The 22,942-nt window shown below is 60.1% G+C and carries 20 protein-coding genes and 2 tRNA genes; 5 read left to right on the top strand and 17 right to left on the bottom strand.

Annotation, left to right across the window (positions count from 1 at the left end):
- Positions 1 to 4: 4 nt before the first annotated feature.
- The 7 genes from VGG22_14645 to VGG22_14615 all read right to left on the bottom strand — a co-directional run bounded on the left by VGG22_14645 (position 5) and on the right by VGG22_14615 (position 8,582).
- Positions 5 to 1,240 carry an aspartate kinase gene (locus VGG22_14645; protein HEY1729613.1) on the bottom strand — a complete coding sequence of 412 codons (1,236 nt, stop codon included), beginning with the start codon at positions 1,238 to 1,240 and terminating at the stop codon, positions 5 to 7.
- Entirely contained in the window at positions 1,237 to 2,259 is a 1,023-nt protein-coding gene (locus VGG22_14640) for an aspartate-semialdehyde dehydrogenase (GenBank protein HEY1729612.1), read from the bottom strand. Before VGG22_14640 ends, VGG22_14645 begins: the two co-directional genes overlap by 4 nt.
- Positions 2,256 to 2,951, bottom strand: coding sequence for a dihydrodipicolinate reductase C-terminal domain-containing protein (locus VGG22_14635; GenBank protein HEY1729611.1), 696 nt, complete (start codon positions 2,949 to 2,951; stop codon positions 2,256 to 2,258). Before VGG22_14635 ends, VGG22_14640 begins: the two co-directional genes overlap by 4 nt.
- Before the next feature lie 4 nt (positions 2,952 to 2,955).
- A complete protein-coding gene (locus VGG22_14630) occupies positions 2,956 to 5,115 on the bottom strand; it encodes a DUF3553 domain-containing protein (GenBank protein HEY1729610.1) in 2,160 nt (719 codons plus the stop codon).
- Positions 5,116 to 5,156: 41 nt separating this feature from the next.
- Positions 5,157 to 6,203: a hypothetical protein gene (locus tag VGG22_14625; GenBank protein ID HEY1729609.1), complete on the bottom strand. Its 1,047-nt coding sequence runs from the start codon at positions 6,201 to 6,203 to the stop codon at positions 5,157 to 5,159.
- A gap of 10 nt (positions 6,204 to 6,213) precedes the next feature.
- Positions 6,214 to 7,272 (bottom strand): glycosyltransferase, encoded by a 1,059-nt coding sequence (locus VGG22_14620; protein HEY1729608.1) that lies wholly within the window; start codon positions 7,270 to 7,272, stop codon positions 6,214 to 6,216.
- A gap of 239 nt (positions 7,273 to 7,511) precedes the next feature.
- Positions 7,512 to 8,582 (bottom strand): NDP-sugar synthase, encoded by a 1,071-nt coding sequence (locus VGG22_14615; GenBank protein ID HEY1729607.1) that lies wholly within the window; start codon positions 8,580 to 8,582, stop codon positions 7,512 to 7,514.
- Between the two features lie 694 nt (positions 8,583 to 9,276).
- Between VGG22_14615 and VGG22_14610 the strand changes: the two genes are divergently transcribed.
- From VGG22_14610 to VGG22_14600, 3 genes are all read left to right on the top strand, one after another.
- Positions 9,277 to 9,350 (top strand) — tRNA-Gln (locus VGG22_14610).
- A 1-nt stretch (position 9,351) separates the two neighbouring features.
- Positions 9,352 to 9,428: transfer RNA gene (locus VGG22_14605), tRNA-Glu, on the top strand.
- Positions 9,429 to 9,465: 37 nt separating this feature from the next.
- Positions 9,466 to 10,014 (top strand): mismatch-specific DNA-glycosylase, encoded by a 549-nt coding sequence (locus VGG22_14600; GenBank protein ID HEY1729606.1) that lies wholly within the window; start codon positions 9,466 to 9,468, stop codon positions 10,012 to 10,014.
- Here the strand turns inward: VGG22_14600 and VGG22_14595 are convergent.
- Complete coding sequence (locus tag VGG22_14595) at positions 10,011 to 10,427, bottom strand: DUF1761 domain-containing protein (GenBank protein HEY1729605.1); 417 nt, start codon at positions 10,425 to 10,427, stop codon at positions 10,011 to 10,013. The genes VGG22_14600 and VGG22_14595 overlap by 4 nt on opposite strands.
- A gap of 251 nt (positions 10,428 to 10,678) precedes the next feature.
- On the opposite strand from VGG22_14595, the gene VGG22_14590 reads away from it, so the two are divergent.
- Complete coding sequence (locus tag VGG22_14590) at positions 10,679 to 11,422, top strand: flagellar hook basal-body protein (protein ID HEY1729604.1); 744 nt, start codon at positions 10,679 to 10,681, stop codon at positions 11,420 to 11,422.
- On the opposite strand, the gene VGG22_14585 is transcribed toward VGG22_14590, so the two are convergent.
- The 5 genes from VGG22_14585 to VGG22_14565 form a co-directional block, all read right to left on the bottom strand.
- Complete coding sequence (locus VGG22_14585; GenBank protein ID HEY1729603.1) at positions 11,419 to 12,429, bottom strand: mechanosensitive ion channel family protein; 1,011 nt, start codon at positions 12,427 to 12,429, stop codon at positions 11,419 to 11,421. The genes VGG22_14590 and VGG22_14585 overlap by 4 nt on opposite strands.
- 31 nt (positions 12,430 to 12,460) lie before the next feature.
- Entirely contained in the window at positions 12,461 to 13,975 is a 1,515-nt protein-coding gene (locus VGG22_14580) for a serine protease (GenBank protein ID HEY1729602.1), read from the bottom strand.
- Positions 13,976 to 14,163: 188 nt separating this feature from the next.
- A complete protein-coding gene (gene pgi, locus VGG22_14575) occupies positions 14,164 to 15,807 on the bottom strand; it encodes a glucose-6-phosphate isomerase (GenBank protein ID HEY1729601.1) in 1,644 nt (547 codons plus the stop codon).
- A gap of 17 nt (positions 15,808 to 15,824) precedes the next feature.
- The gene (locus VGG22_14570) at positions 15,825 to 16,664 is read right to left on the bottom strand and encodes an MBL fold metallo-hydrolase (GenBank protein ID HEY1729600.1); all 840 of its coding nucleotides are present in this window, start codon (positions 16,662 to 16,664) and stop codon (positions 15,825 to 15,827) included.
- Complete coding sequence (locus VGG22_14565; GenBank protein HEY1729599.1) at positions 16,664 to 17,461, bottom strand: amino acid ABC transporter permease; 798 nt, start codon at positions 17,459 to 17,461, stop codon at positions 16,664 to 16,666. The genes VGG22_14570 and VGG22_14565 overlap by 1 nt, the downstream gene beginning before the upstream one ends.
- Before the next feature lie 15 nt (positions 17,462 to 17,476).
- On the opposite strand from VGG22_14565, the gene VGG22_14560 reads away from it, so the two are divergent.
- A complete protein-coding gene (locus tag VGG22_14560) occupies positions 17,477 to 18,283 on the top strand; it encodes an ABC transporter substrate-binding protein (protein HEY1729598.1) in 807 nt (268 codons plus the stop codon).
- Here VGG22_14560 and VGG22_14555 read toward each other — a convergent pair.
- From VGG22_14555 to VGG22_14540, 4 genes are read right to left on the bottom strand one after another with little or no spacing between them, the layout of a single operon-like run.
- On the bottom strand, positions 18,280 to 19,077 hold the full coding sequence (locus VGG22_14555; GenBank protein ID HEY1729597.1) for an ABC transporter permease: 798 nt from the start codon (positions 19,075 to 19,077) through the stop codon (positions 18,280 to 18,282). The two genes, VGG22_14560 and VGG22_14555, sit on opposite strands and share 4 nt — an antisense overlap.
- Positions 19,074 to 20,033 (bottom strand): ABC transporter permease, encoded by a 960-nt coding sequence (locus VGG22_14550; GenBank protein HEY1729596.1) that lies wholly within the window; start codon positions 20,031 to 20,033, stop codon positions 19,074 to 19,076. Before VGG22_14550 ends, VGG22_14555 begins: the two co-directional genes overlap by 4 nt.
- A complete protein-coding gene (locus VGG22_14545; protein HEY1729595.1) occupies positions 20,009 to 21,577 on the bottom strand; it encodes an ABC transporter substrate-binding protein in 1,569 nt (522 codons plus the stop codon). Before VGG22_14545 ends, VGG22_14550 begins: the two co-directional genes overlap by 25 nt.
- A complete protein-coding gene (locus VGG22_14540; GenBank protein HEY1729594.1) occupies positions 21,565 to 22,896 on the bottom strand; it encodes a M28 family metallopeptidase in 1,332 nt (443 codons plus the stop codon). The genes VGG22_14545 and VGG22_14540 overlap by 13 nt, the downstream gene beginning before the upstream one ends.
- Positions 22,897 to 22,942 lie beyond the last annotated feature (46 nt).

Raw genomic sequence — 22,942 nt, 5'->3', positions numbered from 1 at the left:
TCTCCTAGCCCCGAACCGGTTCTTCGGCACTTCTCCGGCCGAGATGGAAGGCATCGTGGAGAGCCTGTTCCGCCCGCTGGGCGTCCTCCTCCGGTACGAGCACCGAAATGGTGATATTCGAGTCGGTCGAGTGAATGATTTCGACGCCGGCGTCCGAGACGGAGCGCACGACGCGGTACATGACACCCGGCGTTCCACGCATGCCCGCACCGACAATCGAGATCTTCGCGCAATGCGGCCGGATGCGCACGGCCAAGTTCAAATCGCGCAGCTCATCCCGCACGTTCTCAATATTTTCGTGATCGCACACGAAGAACACGCCGGCCGCGTTGACGTTGATCATATCGATCGAGATACCGCGCTCGGCGATACGGTGCAGCAGTTGCTTGTCGAGCTCCGCACGCTTGGAAACGTCTTCTTCACCGGCGATGATCCGCACGAACGCGATGTCGCGTAGCGCCGTCACGCCCGTGACCGGGCGATCGCGGTCAAGCGCCACGCCTTCGTCGATCGCCGTCCCGAAGTTCGAGCGCAGTCCCTTGATGACGTACGGCGTGTTGCCGCGCTGTGCGAGCGTCGCCGCTTTCGCGTGCATGACTTTTGCGCCGTTACCGGCCAGCTCGACCATCTCCGACCAGTTAACGCGATCGACCGTATGCGCGCCCGCGATGCGGCGGGGATCGCCCGACATCACGCCCGAGACGTCGGTGTAAATCTCGACGCTGTCGGCACCGAGCGCTTCACCGACGGAAATCGCCGAAAGATCGCTGCCGCCGCGGCCGAGCGTCGTGATCGCATTGTTTTCGTCGGCGCCTTGGAATCCGGCGACGACCGGGATGACGTTATTGACGATGGCACGGACGAGATTGCGCGGATCGACGCGCTTGATGTTCGCGTCGCACCAGCTGTTATCGGTCAGAATGCCGGCTTGTTCGCCCGTCATCGCCTGGGCTTCCGCGCCCCACGATGTCAACAGCTCGGCGAAGATTGCGCACGAAATCAGCTCGCCGACGGCGAGCATCAAATCGCGATTGGGGCTGCTGCGCGCGGGACCGAGGAGCGAGAGCAGCGTGTCGGTGGCGTACGGATCGGGGGCGCGTCCCAAAGCCGAGCAGATCACGACCGGCGAAAATCCCCGCGTGCGTGCTTCGAGGACGCGCGATGCCGCGATCTCGCGCAGCTCCGCTGTCGAGAGCGACGACCCGCCGAACTTCAGAACGATGACGCGCGGATTGTTCATGACGCTTGGGCTCGCGCGCGCAGCATGCCCTTTTCGAGCAACAGCTCGATGATCTGCACGCCGTTCGTGGCTGCCCCCTTGCGGAGCTGATCGCCGACGATCCACATCTGGAAGTGTGTCGAGGGAAGGCCTTCGTCGCGAAGCGAGTCAGCCTCGGGACGCAAGCGCGCAACATGGACGTCATCGGTGTCTTCGATGTCGATCGGCGTCACGATACCATCCGCGTGATAGACGACGCCGTCGGCCAGATCGAACGCGCGCGCCAACTCTTCGCGCGTGACCGCACGTTCCGTCTCGAAGAAAACAGCCTCGCTATGAGCGCGCCGCACCGGAACGCGCACCGTCGTCGCCGCGACGTGCAAGTTCGGAAGCCCGAGTATCTTGCGTGTCTCCGCAACGACTTTCTTTTCTTCGCCCGAGTCGCCGAAGGCGTCGAAGGAACCGATTTGCGGAACGACGTTGCGGAAGATCGGCGCCGCAAACGTGCCGTTCGGCTTGTTGCCGTTCTCCTCGGCTTCGAGCGTCTCGAGTCCCGCGCGTCCCGCGCCGCTGACTGCCTGGTATGTCGCGACGCGAACGCTGCGCAGGCCCGCGGCTTTCGTAACCGGCGCCAAGGCGACACAAAGGACGATCGCAGTGCAGTTGCCGACCGGGAAGATCTTGTGCCCGGGCTCGATCGCGCCCGGATTGACTTCCGGAATCACGAGCGGGCAGCTCGGATCCATTCGGAAGGTCGACGAGTTGTCGACGACCAGCGAACCCGCGTTCACCAACGCCTGCGCAAGCTCGGCGCTGGCGTCATCGCTGCTCGCGAAGATGACGACGTCGTTGGCGTCGGACTTGAGCCGCTCGAGCGTGGCGCCGTAGACGCGCACGTCACGATCGTGGAATCGAACTGTTATGTCCCGGTCGCGCGACGCATACGCGCGCAGCTCGTCGATGGGAACGCGTCGCTCTTCGAGGACGCGCAAAACTGTTCCACCGACGACGCCAGTCGCGCCGATAAGTCCCAGTTTCACGGGGATGCCTCGCTAAAAAGAACGGAATCGAGACCAATCCTCAGACCGCGGCGCTTCATGACGTCGCGAATCGCAAGCAGAATGCCGTCGGCAAACGATTCGCGAGCCAGCGAATCGTGACGAATCTCCAGCGTCTGACCGGGAGCACCGAACAGGACGCTTTGGTGCGCGACCAATCCCGAAAGCCGAATGCTATGAATGGGGACTTTGCCTAGCGCGGGCGCAACGAACTCTATCCGCTCCGCCGTAAGACGCGCGGTTCCGCTCGGCTTGTCTTTCTTTTGGTCGTGATGCATCTCGATGATTTCAACGCCGCGGAAGTGCGGGGCGGCAATCTCGGCTAGTCGCATCAGCAGCACTGCGCCGATTGCAAAGTTCGGGACGATCAGCGCGCCGAGCTTCGCGTTCTCCACCGCGTCTCGAAAAGAAATAACGTCTGCTTCGGGCCATCCGGTTGCGCCGACGACCACCCGTGCCCCCGCTCGGATCGCTTCACCGGCCACCTGGCGAGAGATAGGATAGACCGTGAAGTCGACGACCACGTCCGGTTTTTGGGCAAGGAACGTCTGCAGATCATCACCGCGTGAGAATCGGGCAACGAGCTCCATATCTTCGGAAGATTCGACCGCCGCGCAGGTCACGCGGCCCATACGGCCAAGCGCGCCGGCGACGCCGACGCGCACGGGCGTCATTGCGTCAGACTTTCTCCAACGGTGCGTATTTGAGCATCAGCATTTTCTGGCCGACGTTCGGGAAATTGATGGTCAGCAAACCATCGCCGCCCGCACCAACGGCATCGACAACCGTGCCCTCACCCCATTTGGGATGACGGACCTTGTCGCCGGCTTTCAGATTCATGTTGATGCCGGCACCCGCGCTCTCGTGGATCGCGACCTCGCGCCAGCGGCCGCCCTGCGGACGCGGGCCCGCGGGGACGACACCGATGTGCTCGACGCTTGGCATCTCTTCGATGAAGCGCGACTTCGGATGCGAGAACGTGTTGCCGAAGAGCGAACGGCGCATCGCATATGAAAGGAAGAGACGGTCCATCGCGCGCGTTACGCCGACGTATGCAAGACGCCGCTCTTCTTCGAGCTCGTCATTGTCGGTCAGCGCACGCGTGTGCGGGAAGACGCCTTCTTCCAGGCCGGTCATGAACACGATCGGGAACTCGAGGCCCTTGGCCGAGTGCATCGTCATGAGCGTCATGTACGACGTGTCGGCATCGAGCGTATCGAGATCGCTGATCAACGCAACGTTGGCCAGGAAATCCTCGAGGGAACCGGCATTCTCGCCGCTTTCGTACTCGCGCGCGACGCCGATGAGCTCTTGGAGATTTTCGAGACGACCGCGTGCTTCGGCCGAATCATCGGCGCGCAGCTCGCGAACGTAGCCGGATTCTTCCATCACCGCGACGAGCAGATCCGAGATCGAGAAGCTTTCACGGCGGCTGCGCAGGCTCTCGATGAGCTCCGCGAAGCGCTCCAGCTCGCGTTGTTTCTTCGGTACGACGCGGCGCAGGAGATCGCGATCGAAGATGGCTTGGCCGACGGAGATTCCGGCGGCGTTCGCAGCTTCGACGAGCGATGCCAGCGTTTGCTGTCCGATGCTGCGGCGCGGAACGTTGACGATCCGGCGGAACGCAACCGCGTCCGACGGATTGACCACGTACCGCAGGTACGCAAGCATGTCTTTGATCTCAGCGCGTGCATAGAAGCCAACGCCGCCCACAACCCGGTAAGGAATGCCTTCCGTAAGCATCGCTTCTTCGAAGACGCGTGATTGCGCGTTCGTGCGATACAGAACGAGCACATCACGGTAAGAAGCACCGTCGTGCACGAGCTCCTTCACCTTCTCGATGATGTAGCGAGCTTCGGCGCGTTCGCTCTCGGCGCCGTAGACGGTGACTCTGTCACCTTCCGCCCGGCGCGTGAAGAGTTTCTTCGGATGGCGCGTTACGTTCTTTTCGACCAGCTCGTTCGCCGCATCGAGAATCGACTGCGTGCTGCGATAGTTTTCCTCGAGCTTGAAGACTTTGGCGCCCTTGAAGTCGCGCTCAAAGTTCAAGATCATTCTGTAGTCGCTGCCGCGCCACGAATAGATCGACTGATCGTCGTCGCCGACAACCGTGATATTGCGATGCTCGTCCGCCAGGATCGCGCACAGCTTGTACTGCGCGTAGTTGATGTCCTGATATTCGTCGACGAGGATGTAGCGGAACTTATTCTGATAGCGGGTGCGGACGTCTTCATCCGATTCGAGCAAACGAATCGTGCGGATGATCAGGTCGTCGAAATCGAGTCCGTTGCTTTCGGAGAGCCGGCGCTCGTACTCGCGATAGACGGCGGCATACCGCTCACCCGCGAACGAGGCGTTCTTTGTCTCGTACTGGTCGGGATCGAGAAGCTGATTCTTCGCCTTGCTGATCTCCGAGAGCGCTTGACCCATCGTCATCTGCCGCTCGTCGTAATTCAGATCGTGGAGAACGTCTTTAATGATCTGGCGCTGATCGGTCTCGTCCATGATAACGAAGTTGGACGAAATGCCGGCCTTCTTGCCGTCGCGGCGCAGCATGCGTACGCACACCGAATGAAAAGTGCCGGTCCAAATGTCTTGCGCAACGTCACCGACCATCTCGAGCAGGCGCCTCTTGATTTCGCCGGCTGCCCGATTGGTAAACGTCATCGCAAGGATGCGATCCGGGATTACTTTTTTCTTTTCCAGCAGGTACGCGATGCGGTGTGTCAGCACGCGCGTTTTGCCGCTGCCGGCTCCTGCAAATATCAGGCAGGGGCCATCGGTATGCTCGATAGCGGCCGTTTGGACGCTATTCAACTCTTCAGTTTTTACGATCATTTCACCCTAATAATTCGACGCGCCAGGGCCCGTTGCCTCGATTAACGAGCCACTCGCAGCCGTTCTGCACGGGGTTCCGCAAGGGAAATCGCACTCGACAGGTAGGCGAGCGTCGATTCTGCACCCATATTCGTGCTGACGCCGTGGTCGTCGATTCCATCACGGCAGGCCCCATCTACGACCAATGTTGCACCCAATGAGTTGCGTCCGAAGTACCACCCGTGTGTGAGCTCGGCGAGCCCTTCGTACCGTGGATCGCGACTTATGTCGCCCGCGACAAGGGCCGCGCTCACCATCGCCGCAGCCTCCAGCGGCTGCTGTCCATAACGCGCCCGCTCGCCTCCGCGCCGGTACCAACCCTGGTTGCCAATGGGCACGAAGATGCGTTCCTCGACTGTGACGCTTTCGTAGAAATTCAGCGCATCGAGGCCGACTTCGACGAATCGGTCTTCCTCTAAAAGGGCGCCGGCGCGCAATATTGCTTCGGGCAATCGCGCATTGTCGTAAGTCATGATCCCTTCGAACCATCGCCAATCCGGCCCGACGTTTTGTTCGAAAGCTTGGACGAGGGCTTCGGCTTCACAACGGATTGCGTGTTCGAGGGTTGCGTCTTCTCGGCGCCGCGCATCGAAGGCATGTGCCATTCCGATCAGCGCGTAGGCGCGCGAACGCGGGGCTTCGAGGGTCGAGACGACCTGGAACGCTCGTTCGAAAATCAGCGAGCAAACCCGGCGCCACGATTCGAGTGGCGCAAAGCGCATCCCGTAGCCGACCGACCACAGCGCACGGCCGATCGAGTCTTGCGTCCCGACGATGTCGAGCCAGCGCCGGTCGTACCCCATGAAATTGTGGAAGCGTCCGTCGCGCAACTGCGCATCATAAAGGAACGCGAGATAGGTTTCCGTGAGCCGCATCGCGATGTCGTGCTGCTGGCGGTCGCTGGTGGCCGCGATCGCTACCATGAGCGCGCGTGAAACGTCGTCGGTGCAGTAGCCCGTCGAACGATTGGGCACGTCGTAGATGGCGTGCTGAATAACGCCGACGTTGTCCGTCAGCGTTTCGAGATGCTCGAGCGAGGGATAACGCATGGGCGTCCGCCTAAGCGGACGTCGCGAGCTCCGCCCGCGCGTTGCGGGCCGGCGTCAATTCAGAGAAGAGGCGTCCATACGCGAACGATACGTTCGGCCACGTCATCTGACGTCCAAACCGGTACGCACGCCGCTCGGTTGCACGGCGAAGGGCCGGATCGTCGAGCAGCGCGACGACCGCGGACGCAATCGCATCGGCGTCGCGGAATGGAACGAGCGCACCGCGATGATGCGAAAGCAACTCTTCGGCATAGAGATACGGCGTCGAGACGATTGCCTTCCCCATGCCGATCGCGTAGGCAAGCGTGCCGCTGACGATCTGCACCGGGTTGAGATACGGCGTAAGATAGATGTCCGTCGCTTGCAGATATTCGACAAGCTCCGGAAAGTCGAGATAACGGTCGACGAATTGCACGTTGTTTCGCAGACCAAAGCGTTCGACTATCTCGACGAGCGATTCACGATACGACTCGCCTTCGTGACGGCGTACGACCGGATGGGTTTGACCTAAGACAAGATAAAGCGCTTCGGGGTGCGTCTTCACGACGCGGCGCATCGCTTCGATTGCGAACTCGAGACCTTTGCCCCGGCTGATGAGTCCGAACGTCGAGATCACCATGCGCTGGCCTATCCCGAAACCGGCTTTGGCCGCGTCGGTCGAGCGGAACGGAACGTCCGGAACGCCGTGATGGATCACACGCACCTTCGCCGGCTCAACGCCGTAGCGATCGATCAGAATGTCTTTGCCGGTCTGCGATAAGACGACGATCGTCGTCGCTTGCTCGCAAATCGATTGTGCGACATGGCGGTGATGATCGTTAGGTTCCGGGAGCACTGTGTGCAACGTGACGACGACGGGTTTCGTTATGCCGGCTAGGACGTCGAGGAACCACTCACCGTCTTCACCGCCGAAAAGACCGTACTCGTGCTGAACGTTGAAAAGCTCGCACGGATGGGCGTTGACGATCGCTGCGATATCGGCGTATGAGTTGCGATCCTCTTCGATCAGACGTGCAACGACTTCCGGAGGATAAATGCGCATCTCGCCACCGGGCTCGTCGATTGCCACGATCTCGCTCTTCGTATCGAAACGCGAATCGAAGCTGTCAACGGTATCGCGCGTAAAAGTCGCGATGCCACATTCACGAGGAGGATAGCTCCCCATAAACAGTGTTCGCGGCGCTTCTATTGGCGAAGCCGCACGATGTGAAAGGTCCAAGAGGAAACGGACTCCTTGGGGTACTTACCCCGGTGATCGTTTGAGTCGTACCCCTGGGCTTTCGGTTGCAAACGGCGAGGTAATGGAGCTTAGACGGTAGGCACACCCTCGACCGCGACACGCGAACCTTCCGGTAGGTTGGTGTCGTCGTCGATGACGACATTATGTCCGATTACCGAGCGCGGGGCCACGTGTGCGCGCGCGCCGACGCGTGTTCCGCTCGCAAGGATCGATTGCTCGACGACCGCGTCCTGACCAATCGAAACGCCGTCCCAGAGAAGAGAGTCTTCGACCCGCGCGCCGCGCGCGACGCGGCAGCCGTCGCCCAGAACGACGAATGGACCGACGTGCGCGCCGGGTTCGATGACGACGCTCGAGCCGATGAAGGCGGGCGCCGTGACGGTACCGGCCGGCTGCACCTTGCCGGGACCCGAGACCTCGCCTTTGGCGAACGGAATCGAGAGCGGCATTGCGCCGTCGAAGATGTGGTGGTGCGCGTCGAGATAGTGCTCGGGGCGCCCAAGATCGATCCAGTAGTCGCCTGTGACGTACGCGTACAGCGCATTGCCGCCGTCGATGACGGCCGGAAAAGTTTCGCGCTCGATCGAGACCGCGCGCCCGGCCGGAATGTAGTTGAGGATCTCGCGCTCGAGCAGATACGTCCCGGCGTTCACGTCGTTCGAAGGTGACGTGCCCGTGGGCGGCTTCTCGATGAACTTTGCAATGCGTCCGTCCCCGTCGTGGACGACCGCGCCGAACGCGGACGGATCGTCGACGGTGATCAAATGCAGCGCACCTATTCCGCCGTGCTTGTCGTGAAACGCCATCATCGCGCGCAAATCGAGACTAGTGAGCACGTCGCCATTGAAGACGAAGAAAGGCCCGACGATGTGTTGCTCGACGTTCTTGATCGCGCCGGCGGTGCCCATCGGTGTTTCTTCGACTACGTAGGTGATTCGCAAGCCGAGCTTTGACCCGTCGCCGAAATACGAGCTGATTGCATCGGGCAGATAGCCGGAGGCCAAGATTGCATGCTCGATACCGGCGTCTTTGATGCGGCGCAGCATCAACTCGAGGAACGGAACACCCATGATCGGGATCATCGGCTTCGGTGTCCCGTACGTCAGCGGCCGCAGACGCGTCCCCTCACCGCCGACCAGGACAATAGCTTGCGTAAAAGCCTCCTCTTAGTTGAGCGCCAGGGACGAGACTATACCCGGCGCATCGAGGCGAGCCTTTCAGCGTGCAAGACTGATGGCACTCAAGCATGCGAACATTTGTTCGATATGCGAATCAAACGCTTCAACTGGCCCGCGATCCAAAACGCCTTTGACTCTGGCAAGTCGATAACGGAGTGCCGCAGCTTGTTCGGCTTCTGTTACGCCTCGTGGCGAAAGGCAGTCCGGCGCGGCGACATCGTTCTGCCGGAAGACGGAGCATGGGCTAATCGCGTACGTCAATACGATTGGCTTGCTGTTCAGCAATATTACGACGAAGGGCACACATACCGAGAGTGCCGAATCCGCTTCGGCTTTGCTGCCGGATCCTGGCACAAAGCGGTCGTGCGTGGTGATATCCGCGCGCGTCCGGTGAAACGGCCGATAGACCGTGTGCCTGCCGAAGCGAAAAGCCGGACGAATTTAAAAAACCGTCTTCTCGAGGCGGGCATCCTGCAGAATAGATGCGAGGAATGCGGTCTAACGGAATGGAGAGGTAAGCGGCTATCGATTCAAATCGATCATGTAAATGGCATTCGGGACGATAATCGACTTGAGAATCTCGGAATGCTTTGCCCGAATTGTCATAGCCAAACGGAGACGTTCGCGAGCAGAAATAGAGGCAAGTACAGTTTATTCCCGGGTCGTCTAATGGTAGGACGCGGTCCTCTGAAGGCCGTTATTGGAGTTCGAGTCTCTGCCCGGGAGCCAAGGCCTCATCGTCTAGCTGGCCTAGGACGTCGCCCTCTCACGGCGGTAACACCGGTTCGAATCCGGTTGGGGCTACCATGAAAGAAAGACCCTTAGCAATAAGGGTCTTTCACTTTTGAAAACACTCGGCGATCTCTTGAACCGAAATCTCGACGTTATCTTCGTCGGGATCAATCCGTCGATTTATTCCGTCGAGCACGGACATTATTTCGCGCGGCCCGGCAATCGATTCTGGCCGTGTCTCTCACGATCGAAACTCAGCAGTGAAGCATGCAAGGGTCTGCGCGTACACGTGCTGACGCCCGAGCACGATCGCGCGCTGCAAAAATACGGGATCGGCTTCACCGATCTCGTCAAACGCCCAACCGCCAAAGCGAGCGAACTCGCATTGAAAGAGCTCGCGGCCGGCGTCGACGCTTTGCTCGACAAGCTCAAGAAATTCAAGCCGCGCGTCGCGTGCTTCCACGGCATCACCGGCTATCGCCACGTCCACGCTCTGCTAGGCGACAAATCGACCGTCGCAAAACACGGCTTTCAACCGCTGCGGCTCGGCGACACACGAATCTACCTCGCGCCGAATCCAAGCGGCGCAAACGCTCACTTCACGCGCGCGGATCAAGTCCGCGCGTACGATGAAATCTCGAAGTGGCTTAGGCGGCCCTAAGCGGTCGCGAGCGGCTTCTTCTTCCAGCCGCCGACGATCGCGCCGATGATCGCAAACCCTACGACGACGTAGCCCGTGTTGATCAGCCACAGCGTAAACGACGTCCCCGCATACAGCACTTGGTTGAGCGTCTGCGTTGCAAAAAGCGCGATCCCCATGAACAGTGCAAAGCTCACGCCTTGCTGCACGCTTTGATCCTCAGGGTGACGCGCGAGCGCAACAGCCGTCGCATACGCAAGGATGAGTCCAAGCAGAAACGACCAGAAATAGGTCATTGGCGATCCCTCACCCATCGAAGTCTTGCCCATTGCCGCCGCCCACGCAGCACCGAATATCGTGTACCAAACCCACCCGAGGAGAAAATAGACGATCGCCGCGACCCACGCGGCAACGTGATTGATCCCTGCTGGCATGTGGAATCCCCCCATCTATAAATGGATCGTGAATTCTGAGGTTCGGTCGCCTGAAGAATACCTCCCTGAAGGCCTCTCGTTGCGACGTTTTTGCGACACTGCTGCCAGCGGATTACGAAGCACGCAAACGTGAGCTTGCTAACTTCATCAAGGACCTGCGCAACGTTGCTCGCCTCCTAAGCGTTTAAGAGGTCAGGAACGCGAAACAAGCTAAGTACGTCGCGTTCAGTCGTCACGACGAGGAGGACGTTGTGTCGGTCGACCCACTTAATATTGGAGCTTCAGGACTCGCTGCGTATGCCGAGGCACTCGACGTAAATGCTAACAACGTCGCAAACGTTGGCAGCACGGGCTTTCAGGCTCAAAGCGTAAATTTCCAAAACCAAGCCGGCGGCGGTGTTACGGTCGCAACGATCACGAGCAATTCCGCGCAAGGAAGTCTCGTGCCAAGCGATCAGGGCACGAACGTCGCGATCTCAGGCTCCGGCTTCTTCGTGCTGCAAGGCGGCGACGGTGACCCTGTTTACACGCGTGACGGCAACTTCACGCTGGATGCAAACGGAACGCTCGTCGATCCGTCGAGCGGTCTTGACGTCATGACGATCACAGCCGACGGGGGCGTTGCGCCGCTGCAGATTCCTCCGGGCGTGCAAAGCATTTCGATCGGCGCAAACGGCGCTATCTACGGCGTCTACGCCAACGGTCAAACGACGGCACTTGGAACCGTCGCGCTCGCGACATTCCACAATGCCGGCGGCCTGCGGCGTGTCAGCGGCGGATATCAGGCCTCGGCTGCAAGCGGTGCGGCGCAAGTTGGACGCGCAGGAACCGCGGGCTTTGGGACGCTCGCCTCGGGGATGCTCGAAAGCTCGAACGTCGATGTTGGCGGCGAGTTCGTCAAGATGATCGCGGCGAAGACTGCCTTCGATGCCAACGCGAAGAGCGTTGAGGTCGCCGGCTCGACGCTCAAGACGATTGTCGATCTTCCGGATTAAGCCGCAGGGACTCCGGTAAGAATCGGCAGCGCTTTCGGATCGTGCCGGAAGCGCTTGTGCAGCCTTTTCACAAATTCGTGCCGGATCTGGAACTGATCGACAAACGTTTCCGAGCGCAGAAACACGACGAATTCGATGCGGCTGTCCGTCAGCTCGAGGAACCGTACTTGCGGATCAAACTGCGAAGCAACCTTACACGCCTTCAAAACCTCGACCGCTACATCGTGAATGACCTTTTCGGCCGCATCGAGATCGCTATCGGCACTAATCGTGGCTTTGATCTCGATCGTCATGTGCGAGTCGGGTAAATCGTAATTCGTGAACGACGTCGTCGTGACTTTCGAATTCGGAATGACGATCAAACTGTCCGAACGATCGCGAACCGACGTATTGTTCCACGCGATGTCGACGACCCAACCTTCGACCCCACCGTCGAACTTCACATACTGACCCGGCCTGAGCTCGCGCGACGCGATAATTTGAATTCCCGCGAAGAGATTTGCGAGCGGCGCTGAGAGCGCGAGGCCGACGGCCAAGCCGCCGACACCAAGTGCCGTGAGGATCGGCGCAATCGCAATCCCGAGCGATCCGAGCACGATCAACCCGCCGATGACGAAGATCGAGAGCTGCGCAATCGACGACATCAGCGATGTTTGCGGCAGCAAGCCCGCAGCGCTCCGGCTGTAGAATGCCACAACGCCATACGACGTTCGGCCGGCGACCCACGTCGCCGTCATGAGCGCAATGCCCAAGAGCAGCTTACGGACGAAGTCGAGGGTCTGCTCCGGCAGCTGATACGAGATCGTCGCCGCGTAGATGCCAAGCAGCACGAAACAAATAAAGATTGCATTTCCGGCGGCGTTCGTCGCAACGGAAATTCCGTCAAAGCGGCGCTCGATACGCCGGCCGACGGACCACATCCAAAGTTGTTGCGTCGCGACTCCCGCGGCGACCCCGAGAGCGACGTACAGCAGCGGCCAAAGGAGCGCCAGTATCCTGTCGTGCATCAAGCCGCTTATTCCCGGCTTCGGACGGCTTTTACGTACCCGCTAACCCGCTTAGCAAGCGACGAATCGGCGCCAAGGAAATGCCCACAAATTCGCCGGCGCTCGGTTGTCCCTCGGCAAGCCCGACCAGCGAACCCGTCGAGAGCTCGAAGATCGGCGCACCGAGATTTCCGTCGTCGACCGGGGCATCGTGTTCGAACGTTCCGTGCGCATCATCGGTGCTGCTGACGACACCCTGCGCGAGATGCGGAGCACCGCTGAATTGAATGTCGCCCGGGTTGAAGGCGACGACGGCGACGTCAAGCCCGGGCAGCACGGTGCGCGCGAGGCTGACCGCAGAAACGTTGAGCCCTTCAACGCGCAACAAGGCAAGATCCGATTTTGGATCGGTCCGCACGACGGTTGCGCGCGTCCCCTTCGTCGCGTTCGCAAAATAGACCGTCGCAGAGGTTTTCTTCTTCAATATTTGCGCGGCAGTGAGAATATATGCCGAATTTCCGGTGCGCGCGACGACGACGCCGCTCCCGGTGCTATCCTCAACGGAAATGCGCGCGATCGACGGTAGCGCGCGACGCATGAACATCATGCCCGGCGTCGGGACGTTTGACAGCGTCATGCCGCCCGTTTGCTCTTCGGATCCGAATGCGAGCGTGAGATGCGCTTTGGCCGCAAGCGCGACGATCGGAGCGGCAGATGCGCCGAACCACATGTTCTGCGTCGAGCGGCCGGCGCTGTTCGTGATCCCGAGGACCTGGTGCGTCCCTTTATCGACGATGACGGAACCGTTCCAATTGCCACCGCGATCGTCCGAGAAGTCGAACCCCGGCGGCGAGGCATGGACCACGCGAATCGTACCTTCGTCGCTCGCGACGTCCCGCGCCCAATCTGAATCAAGCGAGCGTGCGACGTCGCCCGCCGTGCCGTCGAAATAATAGACGCGAACATCTTCAAGCTCGCGCGATCGATGCGAAAACGTCGCCGGCATCACGCGAAGCTTGTCGACGGAGAGCAGCGTGAGATTCGTTTGATCGTCGCGGGCAACGACCGTGGCTTTCTCCAAGCGCCAAATCTGTCGCGGCGTTACCGTATACGGATTCCCGACGCGCAGCGCGCCGAGCGCACCCGGCGGAATGACGGTAGCCACGTACGAGTGGGTCGCGTCGGCTGCAACGACCACGCCGTCCGCGATTTGGGTGCGTGCGAAGCCTCCGGCGTCGCCCTTCCCGGTCACGATCGGAATCGGCGTGACGTTTCCGTCCAGGACGAACGACGCCGGCGGCGCTTTGATGCTTTGCTCGATCGACATCGCAAGGCCCAAACGTGTCGCGGACAACAACACCGTCATGTAGTCGCGTTCGCGCACCCACGACGGCAGAAACGGCGCGGGAGCCGGAGCCATCACGAAGTCGCTCGGCAGCGCGGCGCTGATCGCTTTGATCGCAGCATCCGGCGAATCGGCCGAATAGCCGGTCAAGATGCACGTCAAGCGGCCCGTTCTACCGGCGGTGACCTCACAGTTCGTCACCACCGCGGGATCGACGCTCATTGACGATACGAAAAGGTTTGCGCGATCCTTAACGGCGGCGCCACGCACGGTATTGAAATCGGTTGCCGCCAGCGCAAACGCCGATTGAAAAAACTGTGCGAGGTTTGCTCGGGTATCGGCGCCGGCGTAGGACGGCGCAGTCAGAAAGAGAGCGAACGCAAGAAGCGCGGCAGCCGTTTGTCGCGCCGTTATGTCCCCTTTTTCAATTTACGGTAGCGGGTGATCAATTGGTTGGTCGAGCTATCGTGTTTGAGCGGCACGTCTTTCGACGTATCCAGCTCCGGGATGATGCGCACCGCGAGAACTTTACCGAGCTCGACTCCCCATTGGTCGAACGAATCAATGTTCCAGATGATCCCCTGCGTGAAGACGCTATGCTCGTACAACGCAACCAGCTTGCCGAGTGCAGCCGGCGTGAGCTTCTGGAGCATGATCGTATTCGAAGGCCGGTCTCCTTCGAACGTGCGATGCGGCACGAGCCAATCCGGCGAGCCTTCAGCTTTTACTTCCTCGGGTGTCTTGCCGAACGCAAGCGCTTCGCCTTGGGCAAAGACGTTTGCCATCAACATGTCATGTTGCATGCCGAGCGGGTTGAGGGTCTCGATGAACGCAATGAAATCGCAGGGAATCAGCCTCGTCCCCTGATGGATCAGCTGATAGAACGAATGCTGTCCGTTGGTTCCCGGCTCGCCCCAGTAGATCGGGCCCGTGTCGTGTGCGACCGGCTTGCTGTCGACGGTAACGTGCTTGCCGTTGCTTTCCATCGTGAGCTGCTGCAAATAGGCGGGGAAACGTTTGAGATACTGCTCGTACGGAAGCACGGCGACCGTTTGCGCACCGAAGAAATCGTTGTACCAGAGCGAGAGTAAGCCCATGAGTACCGGCAGATTCTTCTCGAACGGCGTCGTGCGGAAATGTTCGTCCATCTCATGGAAGCCCGCGAGCATCTCGCGGAAGTTGTCCGGACCAACTGCGATCATCGTTGAGAGACCGATCGCTGAATCCATCGAATAGCGGCCGCCGACCCAATCCCAGAACTCGAACATGTTCGCGGTATCGATACCGAATTTTGCGACTTCAGTCGCGTTGGTCGAAACCGCTACGAAATGTTTGGCGACCGCCTTTTCGTCGCCGCCCAGCTCCTCGAGCGCCCATGTGCGCGCCGCTTTCGCATTGGTCATCGTTTCCAAAGTCGTAAACGTTTTCGACGAGACGACGAAGAGCGTCTCATCGGCTTTGAGATCGCGAACGGCTTCGCAGAAGTCCGTGCCGTCAACGTTCGAAACGAACCGGAACGTCATGTTACGGTCGCTGTAGTGCCGCAGTGCTTCGTAGGCCATGACCGGACCGAGATCGGAGCCGCCGATGCCGATGTTAACGACGTTCTTGATGCGCTTGCCGGTATGACCCTTCCACGCGCCACTACGGATGCGCTCCGAGAACGCGCTCATCTTGTCGAGCACTTTGTGAACTTCAGGAATGACGTTCACGCCGTCGACCATGATCGACGCATTCTTCGGTGCGCGCAGCGCAACGTGCAGAACCGCACGCTGCTCCGAAATATTGATCTTCTCGCCACTAAACATTGCGTCGATCTTCTCGCGCAGGCCGGAAGCCGTTGCAAGACCGACGAGTAGGCTCATCGTCTCCGTAGTGACGCGATTCTTGGAATAATCGATGAAGACGCCGGCGCCCTCAACGCTGAACTTTTCGGCGCGTTTCGGATCTTGCGCGAACAGCTCACGCAGATGTTGTCCGCGAATCTTCTCACAGTGCGCCGATAAAGCGCTCCAAGCGGACTCTCTAAGCGATGCATCCACGACAGTCGCCACGTTTCGTTCTCCTTCTTTTATATTTCCATCAAATCGCTGCCGACGATTATCTCCCCTGCGAAACCCTGGGCCGCTCCGCTGCGCCACACCTCATCGTCGATTCCCTCGGACGGCACAAAGTGATTCAACACCAGCGTGCGCACCCCGGCTCGGGTCGCAACCGTGCCGACGTCCTCGAGCCGCGTGTGACTCGCCGTCAAATGTTCGCGAAGTCTGGTAGCATTCTTAAGACGTCCTAATATCTCGGCCGCCCCGCCTTCGTGCAGTACCTCGTGGACCAAGACATCCGCGCCGCTCGCAAGATCGATCAGCGCTTTGCAGGGTGCGGTGTCTCCCGAGAACACGACCGATCGATCCGCGGTGTCGAACCGAAACGCGAAGGATGGAACCATCGGCGGGTGCTCGACCAGCGCAGCATTTACGATCACGCGCGCATCCCGATAGACGAGACCGGGTTGTGCGATTTCGTGAATCCGAACCAGCGCATCGATGTCAGGGCGCCCTTCGTCCTCCAGACGCGTTCGGATATCGACGTCGGCAAAGCGACGAAACGCAGCCAGCATGGAGCGAAGCGGCGGAGGCCCGAGGACGTCGACGCCGCGATCGAATCCGGCGCTCCAAGCGAGCTGAATCAATGTCCCGGCGTCAACGTTGTGATCCGAATGATGGTGCGTTACGAAGACCGCACGCAAGCCGCGAATGTCCAGACCGGCCAGTGCGATCTGACGCGCGACTCCGTTCCCGCAATCGACGACGTACAGCGAGTCGTCAACGACGACGACATTGGCCGGCGCTGCACGCGAACGTTTCGGAGACGGTCCGCCCGCCGTCCCCAAGAGCACGATTCGGGTCGCCACTAAGCCGGCGCCAATCGCGTTTCGACTGCGTGTTGTGCGACGCTCGACAGTGAGGTGATGACGAGGAACCAAAACGTCGCGACCAAGAGCAGCTCGATCGTGTGCAGATTCGACGATGCGATGTTCTCAGCCGCAGTTAGCAAGTCACCCCCCGCAATCACCGAGACGAGCGACGTCGCCTTCAAGAGATTGGTGAATTGATTGACCGTCGGCGGCACGATCACTGCAAATGCTTGCGGAAGAACGACTCTGCGCATCGCAAGACCGCTCGACATGCCCAGCGCCCGCGCGGCATCAACCTGGCCTCGCGGTACGGCCAGGATCCCCGCGCGGATGACCTCGGACATGTATGCGCCTTCATTGAGACCCAGCGCGAGGATCGACGCGACGAACGGCGTGACGATGAAATTCGTTCCAGCCGAAATCAGTGCGATATCCGTGAACGGAATGAAGATCCCGACACGTTTGAAGAGCAGTGCCAGATTTCCCCAAAATAAAATCTGAACCAACAGGGGCGTACCGCGGAATGCCCATGTATAGGCGCTGCTCGCCCACCGGAACACGGGATTGTGCGAGAGCCGCATGAGCGCAAGCCCGAGGCCCAGCCCAAGCCCGACGGCGCCGGAGATAACGGCCAGCTCGACCGTGGTGCGCAAACCTGCCAAAATCGCAGGTGCAAATTGATACTGCGCGATCGCGGCGTGATCGATATTCGGATTTTGGGCGATGGAGAGCCCGATCGCGATTATGGCGGCCAGCACGACCGCGCTCGCAATCCAGGTCCACAGATAGCGCATACAAAAGCTTCTTACATGCGCCTTTTCGCAGCGCTCCTGCTCGCACTCGCCTTGACGGCGCCCGCAGGTGCGGCGGACAACACGATTACCGCAGGCACCATCACTAACAGTCCGCCGCTGGTGAGCTACGCCTCGGACGGCACGACGCTACAAGGCGTCATCGTCGATCTTGCGGTCGCGATGAGCAAGCATCTGCCGCACCCGATCGCATTCACGCCAACGACCTTCGACGGCTTGATCCCCGCACTGCAGGCCGGACGCATCGATGTGGCGTTCACGTTGATGAACGACACGCTCGAACGCGAGAAGGTCCTCGACTTCGTCGACTTCTTTCGCTTGAGCACGATGCTGCTCATCCAAAAGGGCAATCCGCAGAAGATCACCGGGCTCGAGAGTCTCTGCGGTAAGACCGTGTCGACCGTACGCGGCTCGACGCAGATCTTACTCATCGACGAACAAAACGCTCGCTGCACGGCCGATCGTAAACCGCTCGTCGAGAATCTCGAGTACACGCAGCCTGCCGATGCGCGCTTGCAGCTGCAGAACGGTCGCGTCGCCGCGTTCCTCGGGAACTCGCCCGTCATGATCTATCTTGCGAAGACGGCGGGCGGCGGAACGATCTTCGACGTCGTCACGGGCAAAGAGTATCAGCCCGTCCCGCTCGGCATCGGCATTGCGAAATCGAACGTCGCCCTGCGCGACGAGCTGCAAAAAGCATTGCGCGCGATCATCGCGGACGGCACGTATAAGAGGATACTCGAAAACTACGGTGTCGCGAACGGCGCGCTCAGCGACCCGACGATCAACGGAGCTAAGAGCTAAGCGCGGAGAGCGCCTCGCAGGCGCGGATTGAGCAGATCGTTGAGGCCATCTCCCAGCAAGCTGAATCCGAGAACGCTGGCTAAGATTGCCGCACCGGGGAACACGCTTATCCACCAGCTCTGCCCCAAAAACGGTTGGGCATTGTTCAGCATCTGACCCCAACTGATGAGCGCAGGATCACCGAGACCGAAGAAGCTGATGCCCGCTTCGAGCAGGATGGCGTGGGCGATGCCCTGCGTCGCCGTCACAATTACCGGTGCAAGCGCGTTTGGAAGCATCACGCGAACGCCAATGTACCAATTTCCGGCACCAATGGCGCGCGCTGCTTCCACGAACTCCGACGACCGCAGAGCTATGAACTGCGCACGAACGACGCGCGCCGTCAGCGGCCACGCCACGATGCCGAGCACGAGGATGACTTTGTCGAGTCCACGTCCGATGATTGCGACCAGCACCAATGCCAAAAAGAACTGCGGAATTATCTGAAAGAACTCGGAGACACGCATTAAAATGAGGTCGACGATGCCGCCGCGGTAACCCGCGATGGCGCCGATGACGATACCGATGACTGTCTGCAGCAGCGACGCGCCGATGCCGACGATCAACGAGACTCGACCGCCGTACACGACCTCGCTCCACACGTCGCGTCCCAGATTGTCCGTGCCGAACGCTCCATTCGTGAGCGGCGGCGCAAACGCAAATGCGCTTGTTGCAAGCGGATCGCGATGCGCGATTAACGGAGCCGCGATTGCGGCGAGGGTCACGAGCGCGACGAGAAGGGCGCCGGTTCTCATGCGCGCGAGCGCGGATCGACCCGCGCTTGAAGCATGTCGGCGGCAAGATTCGCCAAGATAGCAGCCAGACTGGTGACGATGAATATCCCGATCAACACCGGATAGTCGCGTTTAAAGAGTGAGTCGTACAGCAAGCGGCCCATGCCCGGCCAGCTGAACACCGTCTCCACGAGCGCCGACGTCGACAACAGCAGGCCGACGCTGTAGCCTCCTGCCGCGATCACCGGTATGAGCGCGTTACGAAGAGTGTGCTTGAAGACGACGAGGTATGTGCTCAAGCCCTTCGCGCGGGCGGTGCGCACGAAATCGAACTGCAGCGTCTCGATCATGCTCGTACGCACCAACCGCGTCATGAGCGCCAAGTGACCGGTCGAGAGCGCCAGCACCGGAAGCACCAGATGCCGCGCAACGTCAGCGAGTTCGCCGAATGCTGACGGCGCCGTATGCAGCGAGTGCATACCGAGCGAGGGCAACCAGGCGAGCTTCACGGCGAATGCCAAAATCAGCAGCTGACTGAGCCAAAATCCCGGAATCGAGAATCCAACCAGAGCTAGAACGGTGACGAGCCGATCGGCCAGGCGCAGATGCCGTACCGCGGCAACCGTTCCGAAGATGATTCCCCCGAACGTCCCGAGTACGAACGCGGAGGCCGCCAAGACGAACGTCGGCCCGATACGCTCACCGATCACGCTCACGACCGGCGCGTTGTACGAGAACGAAAAACCTAAATCGCCGTGCAGCAAACGCCCGCCGTAATCGAGGAACTGCACCCAGACGGATTGATCGAGGCCGAGATCGTGACGTAGCTGCGCAACGTAATCCGGCGGAGCCGGATAGTCACCGACGAGCGCGGTGATCGGATCTCCCGGGAGCAGATGTGTGATCGCAAAGACGATAGCGATCACGCCGAAAAGCTGCGGTACGACCAGCGCTATCCGCGCCAGGCTTGATCCCATTCGTCGTAGGGCTGACCGCTCTCCCACAAGCCGTGCAGATTTGCTTGCGCCGCATCGACTTCGGTTCGGTCGATCAGCGGAAACAGCGGCAACTCATGAGAAAGCAAAACCTGCAACTCATCGTAATACCTTTTCCGGTCGGCGATGCGCACCGTGAGCGCTCCCTCGCGGAACAATTCGTCAACTTTGGAGTTGGAATAGCCGGTCGGATTCGAGAACGGGATTCCCGGCGCCGTCGTGATGTACTCGCGCGCAATACCGATTGCGGGATCCCCGCCGGTCGTATAGGCCTCGATCGCTCCCTCGAAGTCGCGTTTCGTGAACTCGACATCGTTCAGGACGTTGCGCTCGAGCGGCAAGAGCGTTACGGCGACGCCAACAGCTTGCAAGTCGTCGCGAATGATCTGCGCGGTCGCCGGGAAGCCCGCTTGCGCAACGTTGTATACCAACCGGAACGTGAAGCGGGTTCCGTTCTTGCGCGTCAAGCCCAATTTGTCGAGCGCTGCGTTCGCCGCTTTTGGATCGTATGGGTACAACTTCGTTAGATCGACCTGTGGATCGTATGCCCAAAGCTTCTGGTGAAATGCGCTCTTGGCAACATAACCGATCCCAAAGTACGCTTGATCCAGAATTTGCTTGCGGTTGATGCCTTGTAGCACAGCCGCGCGTACCCGCGGGTCGTTGAGCGGCGGCTTCGCGTCGTTTAGGAACAAAAGATAGTTTCCCGGAACGTCGGTATCGTACTTGAGCTGGATCTTGTGATGGCTACGAAGTGAACCAATTTGCTCTTTGGGCAAAAAGAAACTCTGCACGTAGTCGATCTCGCCGGTATCGAGCCCTTGCACGCGCGAGCCCGCGTCAGGCACCACTTTTGCGATCACCGTATCGAAATACGGCAGCCCCTTGCGGAAGTAATTGGGATTGCGCACCATTACGACGCGGTCGCCGCGCGTGTAGCTCGAAAACTTGAAGGGCCCGGTACCGATGGGGTTGTCGGTGTTGTGCGGGTTACGAAGAACGTCGGTTCCTTCGTAAATGTGACGCGGAAGAATTGCGCCGTCCTGACACGTCATCTGCTCCAGGAACGGCCCGTACGGCTTCTTCATCTTGACGACGACAGTGTAGGCGTCAGGCGTTTCGACGCTTGCGACGTTCGAAAACGCAACCTTCGCTCGCGGATGAAATTTTGCAAGCACGTTGACGAATGTGTACTTCACGTCAGCCGACGTGAACGGTTGGCCATCGTGCCAAAGCACGTCGCGACGCAGTTTGAACGTGTATTGCATTCCGTCGGGCGGGATGAACCAGTCGGTCGCAAGCTCGGGGTGCGATTTCCCTTGGCGATCGCGATATGTTAGCCCGTTGAACATCTTGCAATCGGTAGATAGCGCTTCGACTCCGGTCGTGATGGCAGGATTGAGCGTCTCGGGGTCCGAGCCGATCGCAAAGACAAACGTTCCGCCATGAACCGGCGCTTGTCCCTGCGCTGCACTGAGCGGCGCGAGGAGTGCGAGGATGAACGCCCCGACGACTATGATGCGCATTTGACTCGGTCCGAAACCCAGGGATCTTCGATGTCGAGCCGCGAGCGCACGGCTTCCGCGTCGAGATGCTCGGCGATCGGCTGGTCCGACGCGCACGCCTCATACGCAATACGCCCTGCCATCTGTGCGGCGACGAGCAGCCGCTCGACATCGATACGTGCACGTGTGTCGCCGGGGGTTAGAAGGAAGCGTGTCTGTGCACCCGGGTCTTCGTAGCCGGCGATCAGCCGGAACGACGGGATCCCGCCCAAGAAGAAATTGTAGTGATCCGAGTTGCCCATAACCGGACGAATGAGATCAACAGGTATCGGAGCGTTCTCCGTGTGGCGCTGGACAAAACGGCCGACGTCTTCCATCCCGCTGATCAGTGCCGAAAGACGGTCGGCCCCGACGATGGTATCGAGATTCACGACGAGCGCGATCTTCTCGCGCTCTTCCGGCGAGAGCTCGTTGACATACACGCTTGACCCGTACAATCCCCATTCCTCGAACGTGAAGAGCATCAAACGCAAACCACGCCGCAAAGAGCCCACCAAAGGGGCAAGGCGGCGTCCAATCTCGAGCACCGACGCGACACCGCTGGCATTGTCGAGGGCGCTTTCGGCAAGATGGTGCCCATCGAGATGCGCGCAAACGATCACCCACTCATCCGTTAGAGCCGGGATCTCGTAGACGATGTGCCGGCCTTCCAGCGGAACGCGATGAGCATCGACGCGTAAACGTATTCTCGTTATGCCATCCGATGTCGATGCGGCGATCTTCGCGCCACCTTCGTAAGAAAGCCCCACAGCTGGAATGTCGTCCGACTCGCCGCGACCGGACGAACCGCTCACGACGCCGACCTCGGGCAGGTAATTGGCGATGCAGAACGCGGCCGCGCCCCCGCGCTTTGCCCAATCGTACTTTCGCCGGCGGTGCACATGGTGCACGCTGAATGGAAACTCGTGTCGCACCAGGACGGCACGTCCTCGCAGCCTTTCGCGCTCGCGGACGAAGTCGTCCGATGTGCCACGACCGAGATCGATGAGCTCCAGCTCCTGTCCCTCCGGCGGCGTCGACGGCGATAGGACGAGGCTCGTGCTCTCGATGGCGGTTCCGCCGCTGAGTTGGACGCTGCTCGCTCCTCTCGCCCATCCCGAATAGGGATAATCGATGCTGCGCGACTGGCCGGCGCCGATCTCGTCGAGGCGCGCTTCAACGAATCGACGCGCGCGCATTTCGCTCTCCGATCCGGCGAACCGGCCTCCGAAGTCGCACAGCGCGTTCAGATCGGAGCGAAGCTCTTCCAACGAAAACGCCTGCTCAAAGCTATTATCCACGTTTGAGCCTACGAATGCTTCCCTGAAACTCCTGCGCAAGATTGCC

The organism is Candidatus Baltobacteraceae bacterium (assembly GCA_036489885.1).
Classification (GTDB): Bacteria; Vulcanimicrobiota; Vulcanimicrobiia; order Vulcanimicrobiales; family Vulcanimicrobiaceae; genus JAFAMS01.
This window is presented reverse-complemented; position numbering and strand designations above follow the sequence as displayed.

Coding starts and splice junctions, on each gene's coding strand:
- VGG22_14645 (HEY1729613.1), bottom strand. CDS start 1,240: ATGAACAATCCGCGCGTCATCGTTCTGAAGTTCGGCGGGTCGTCGCTC.
- VGG22_14635 (HEY1729611.1), bottom strand. CDS start 2,951: ATGACGCCCGTGCGCGTCGGCGTCGCCGGCGCGCTTGGCCGTATGGGC.
- VGG22_14630 (HEY1729610.1), bottom strand. CDS start 5,115: ATGATCGTAAAAACTGAAGAGTTGAATAGCGTCCAAACGGCCGCTATC.
- VGG22_14625 (HEY1729609.1), bottom strand. CDS start 6,203: ATGCGTTATCCCTCGCTCGAGCATCTCGAAACGCTGACGGACAACGTC.
- VGG22_14595 (HEY1729605.1), bottom strand. CDS start 10,427: ATGCCAGCAGGGATCAATCACGTTGCCGCGTGGGTCGCGGCGATCGTC.
- VGG22_14585 (HEY1729603.1), bottom strand. CDS start 12,429: ATGCACGACAGGATACTGGCGCTCCTTTGGCCGCTGCTGTACGTCGCT.
- VGG22_14580 (HEY1729602.1), bottom strand. CDS start 13,975: ATGAGCGTCGATCCCGCGGTGGTGACGAACTGTGAGGTCACCGCCGGT.
- VGG22_14565 (HEY1729599.1), bottom strand. CDS start 17,461: ATGCGCTATCTGTGGACCTGGATTGCGAGCGCGGTCGTGCTGGCCGCC.
- VGG22_14560 (HEY1729598.1), top strand. CDS start 17,477: ATGCGCCTTTTCGCAGCGCTCCTGCTCGCACTCGCCTTGACGGCGCCC.
- VGG22_14555 (HEY1729597.1), bottom strand. CDS start 19,077: ATGAGAACCGGCGCCCTTCTCGTCGCGCTCGTGACCCTCGCCGCAATC.
- VGG22_14550 (HEY1729596.1), bottom strand. CDS start 20,033: ATGGGATCAAGCCTGGCGCGGATAGCGCTGGTCGTACCGCAGCTTTTC.
- VGG22_14545 (HEY1729595.1), bottom strand. CDS start 21,577: ATGCGCATCATAGTCGTCGGGGCGTTCATCCTCGCACTCCTCGCGCCG.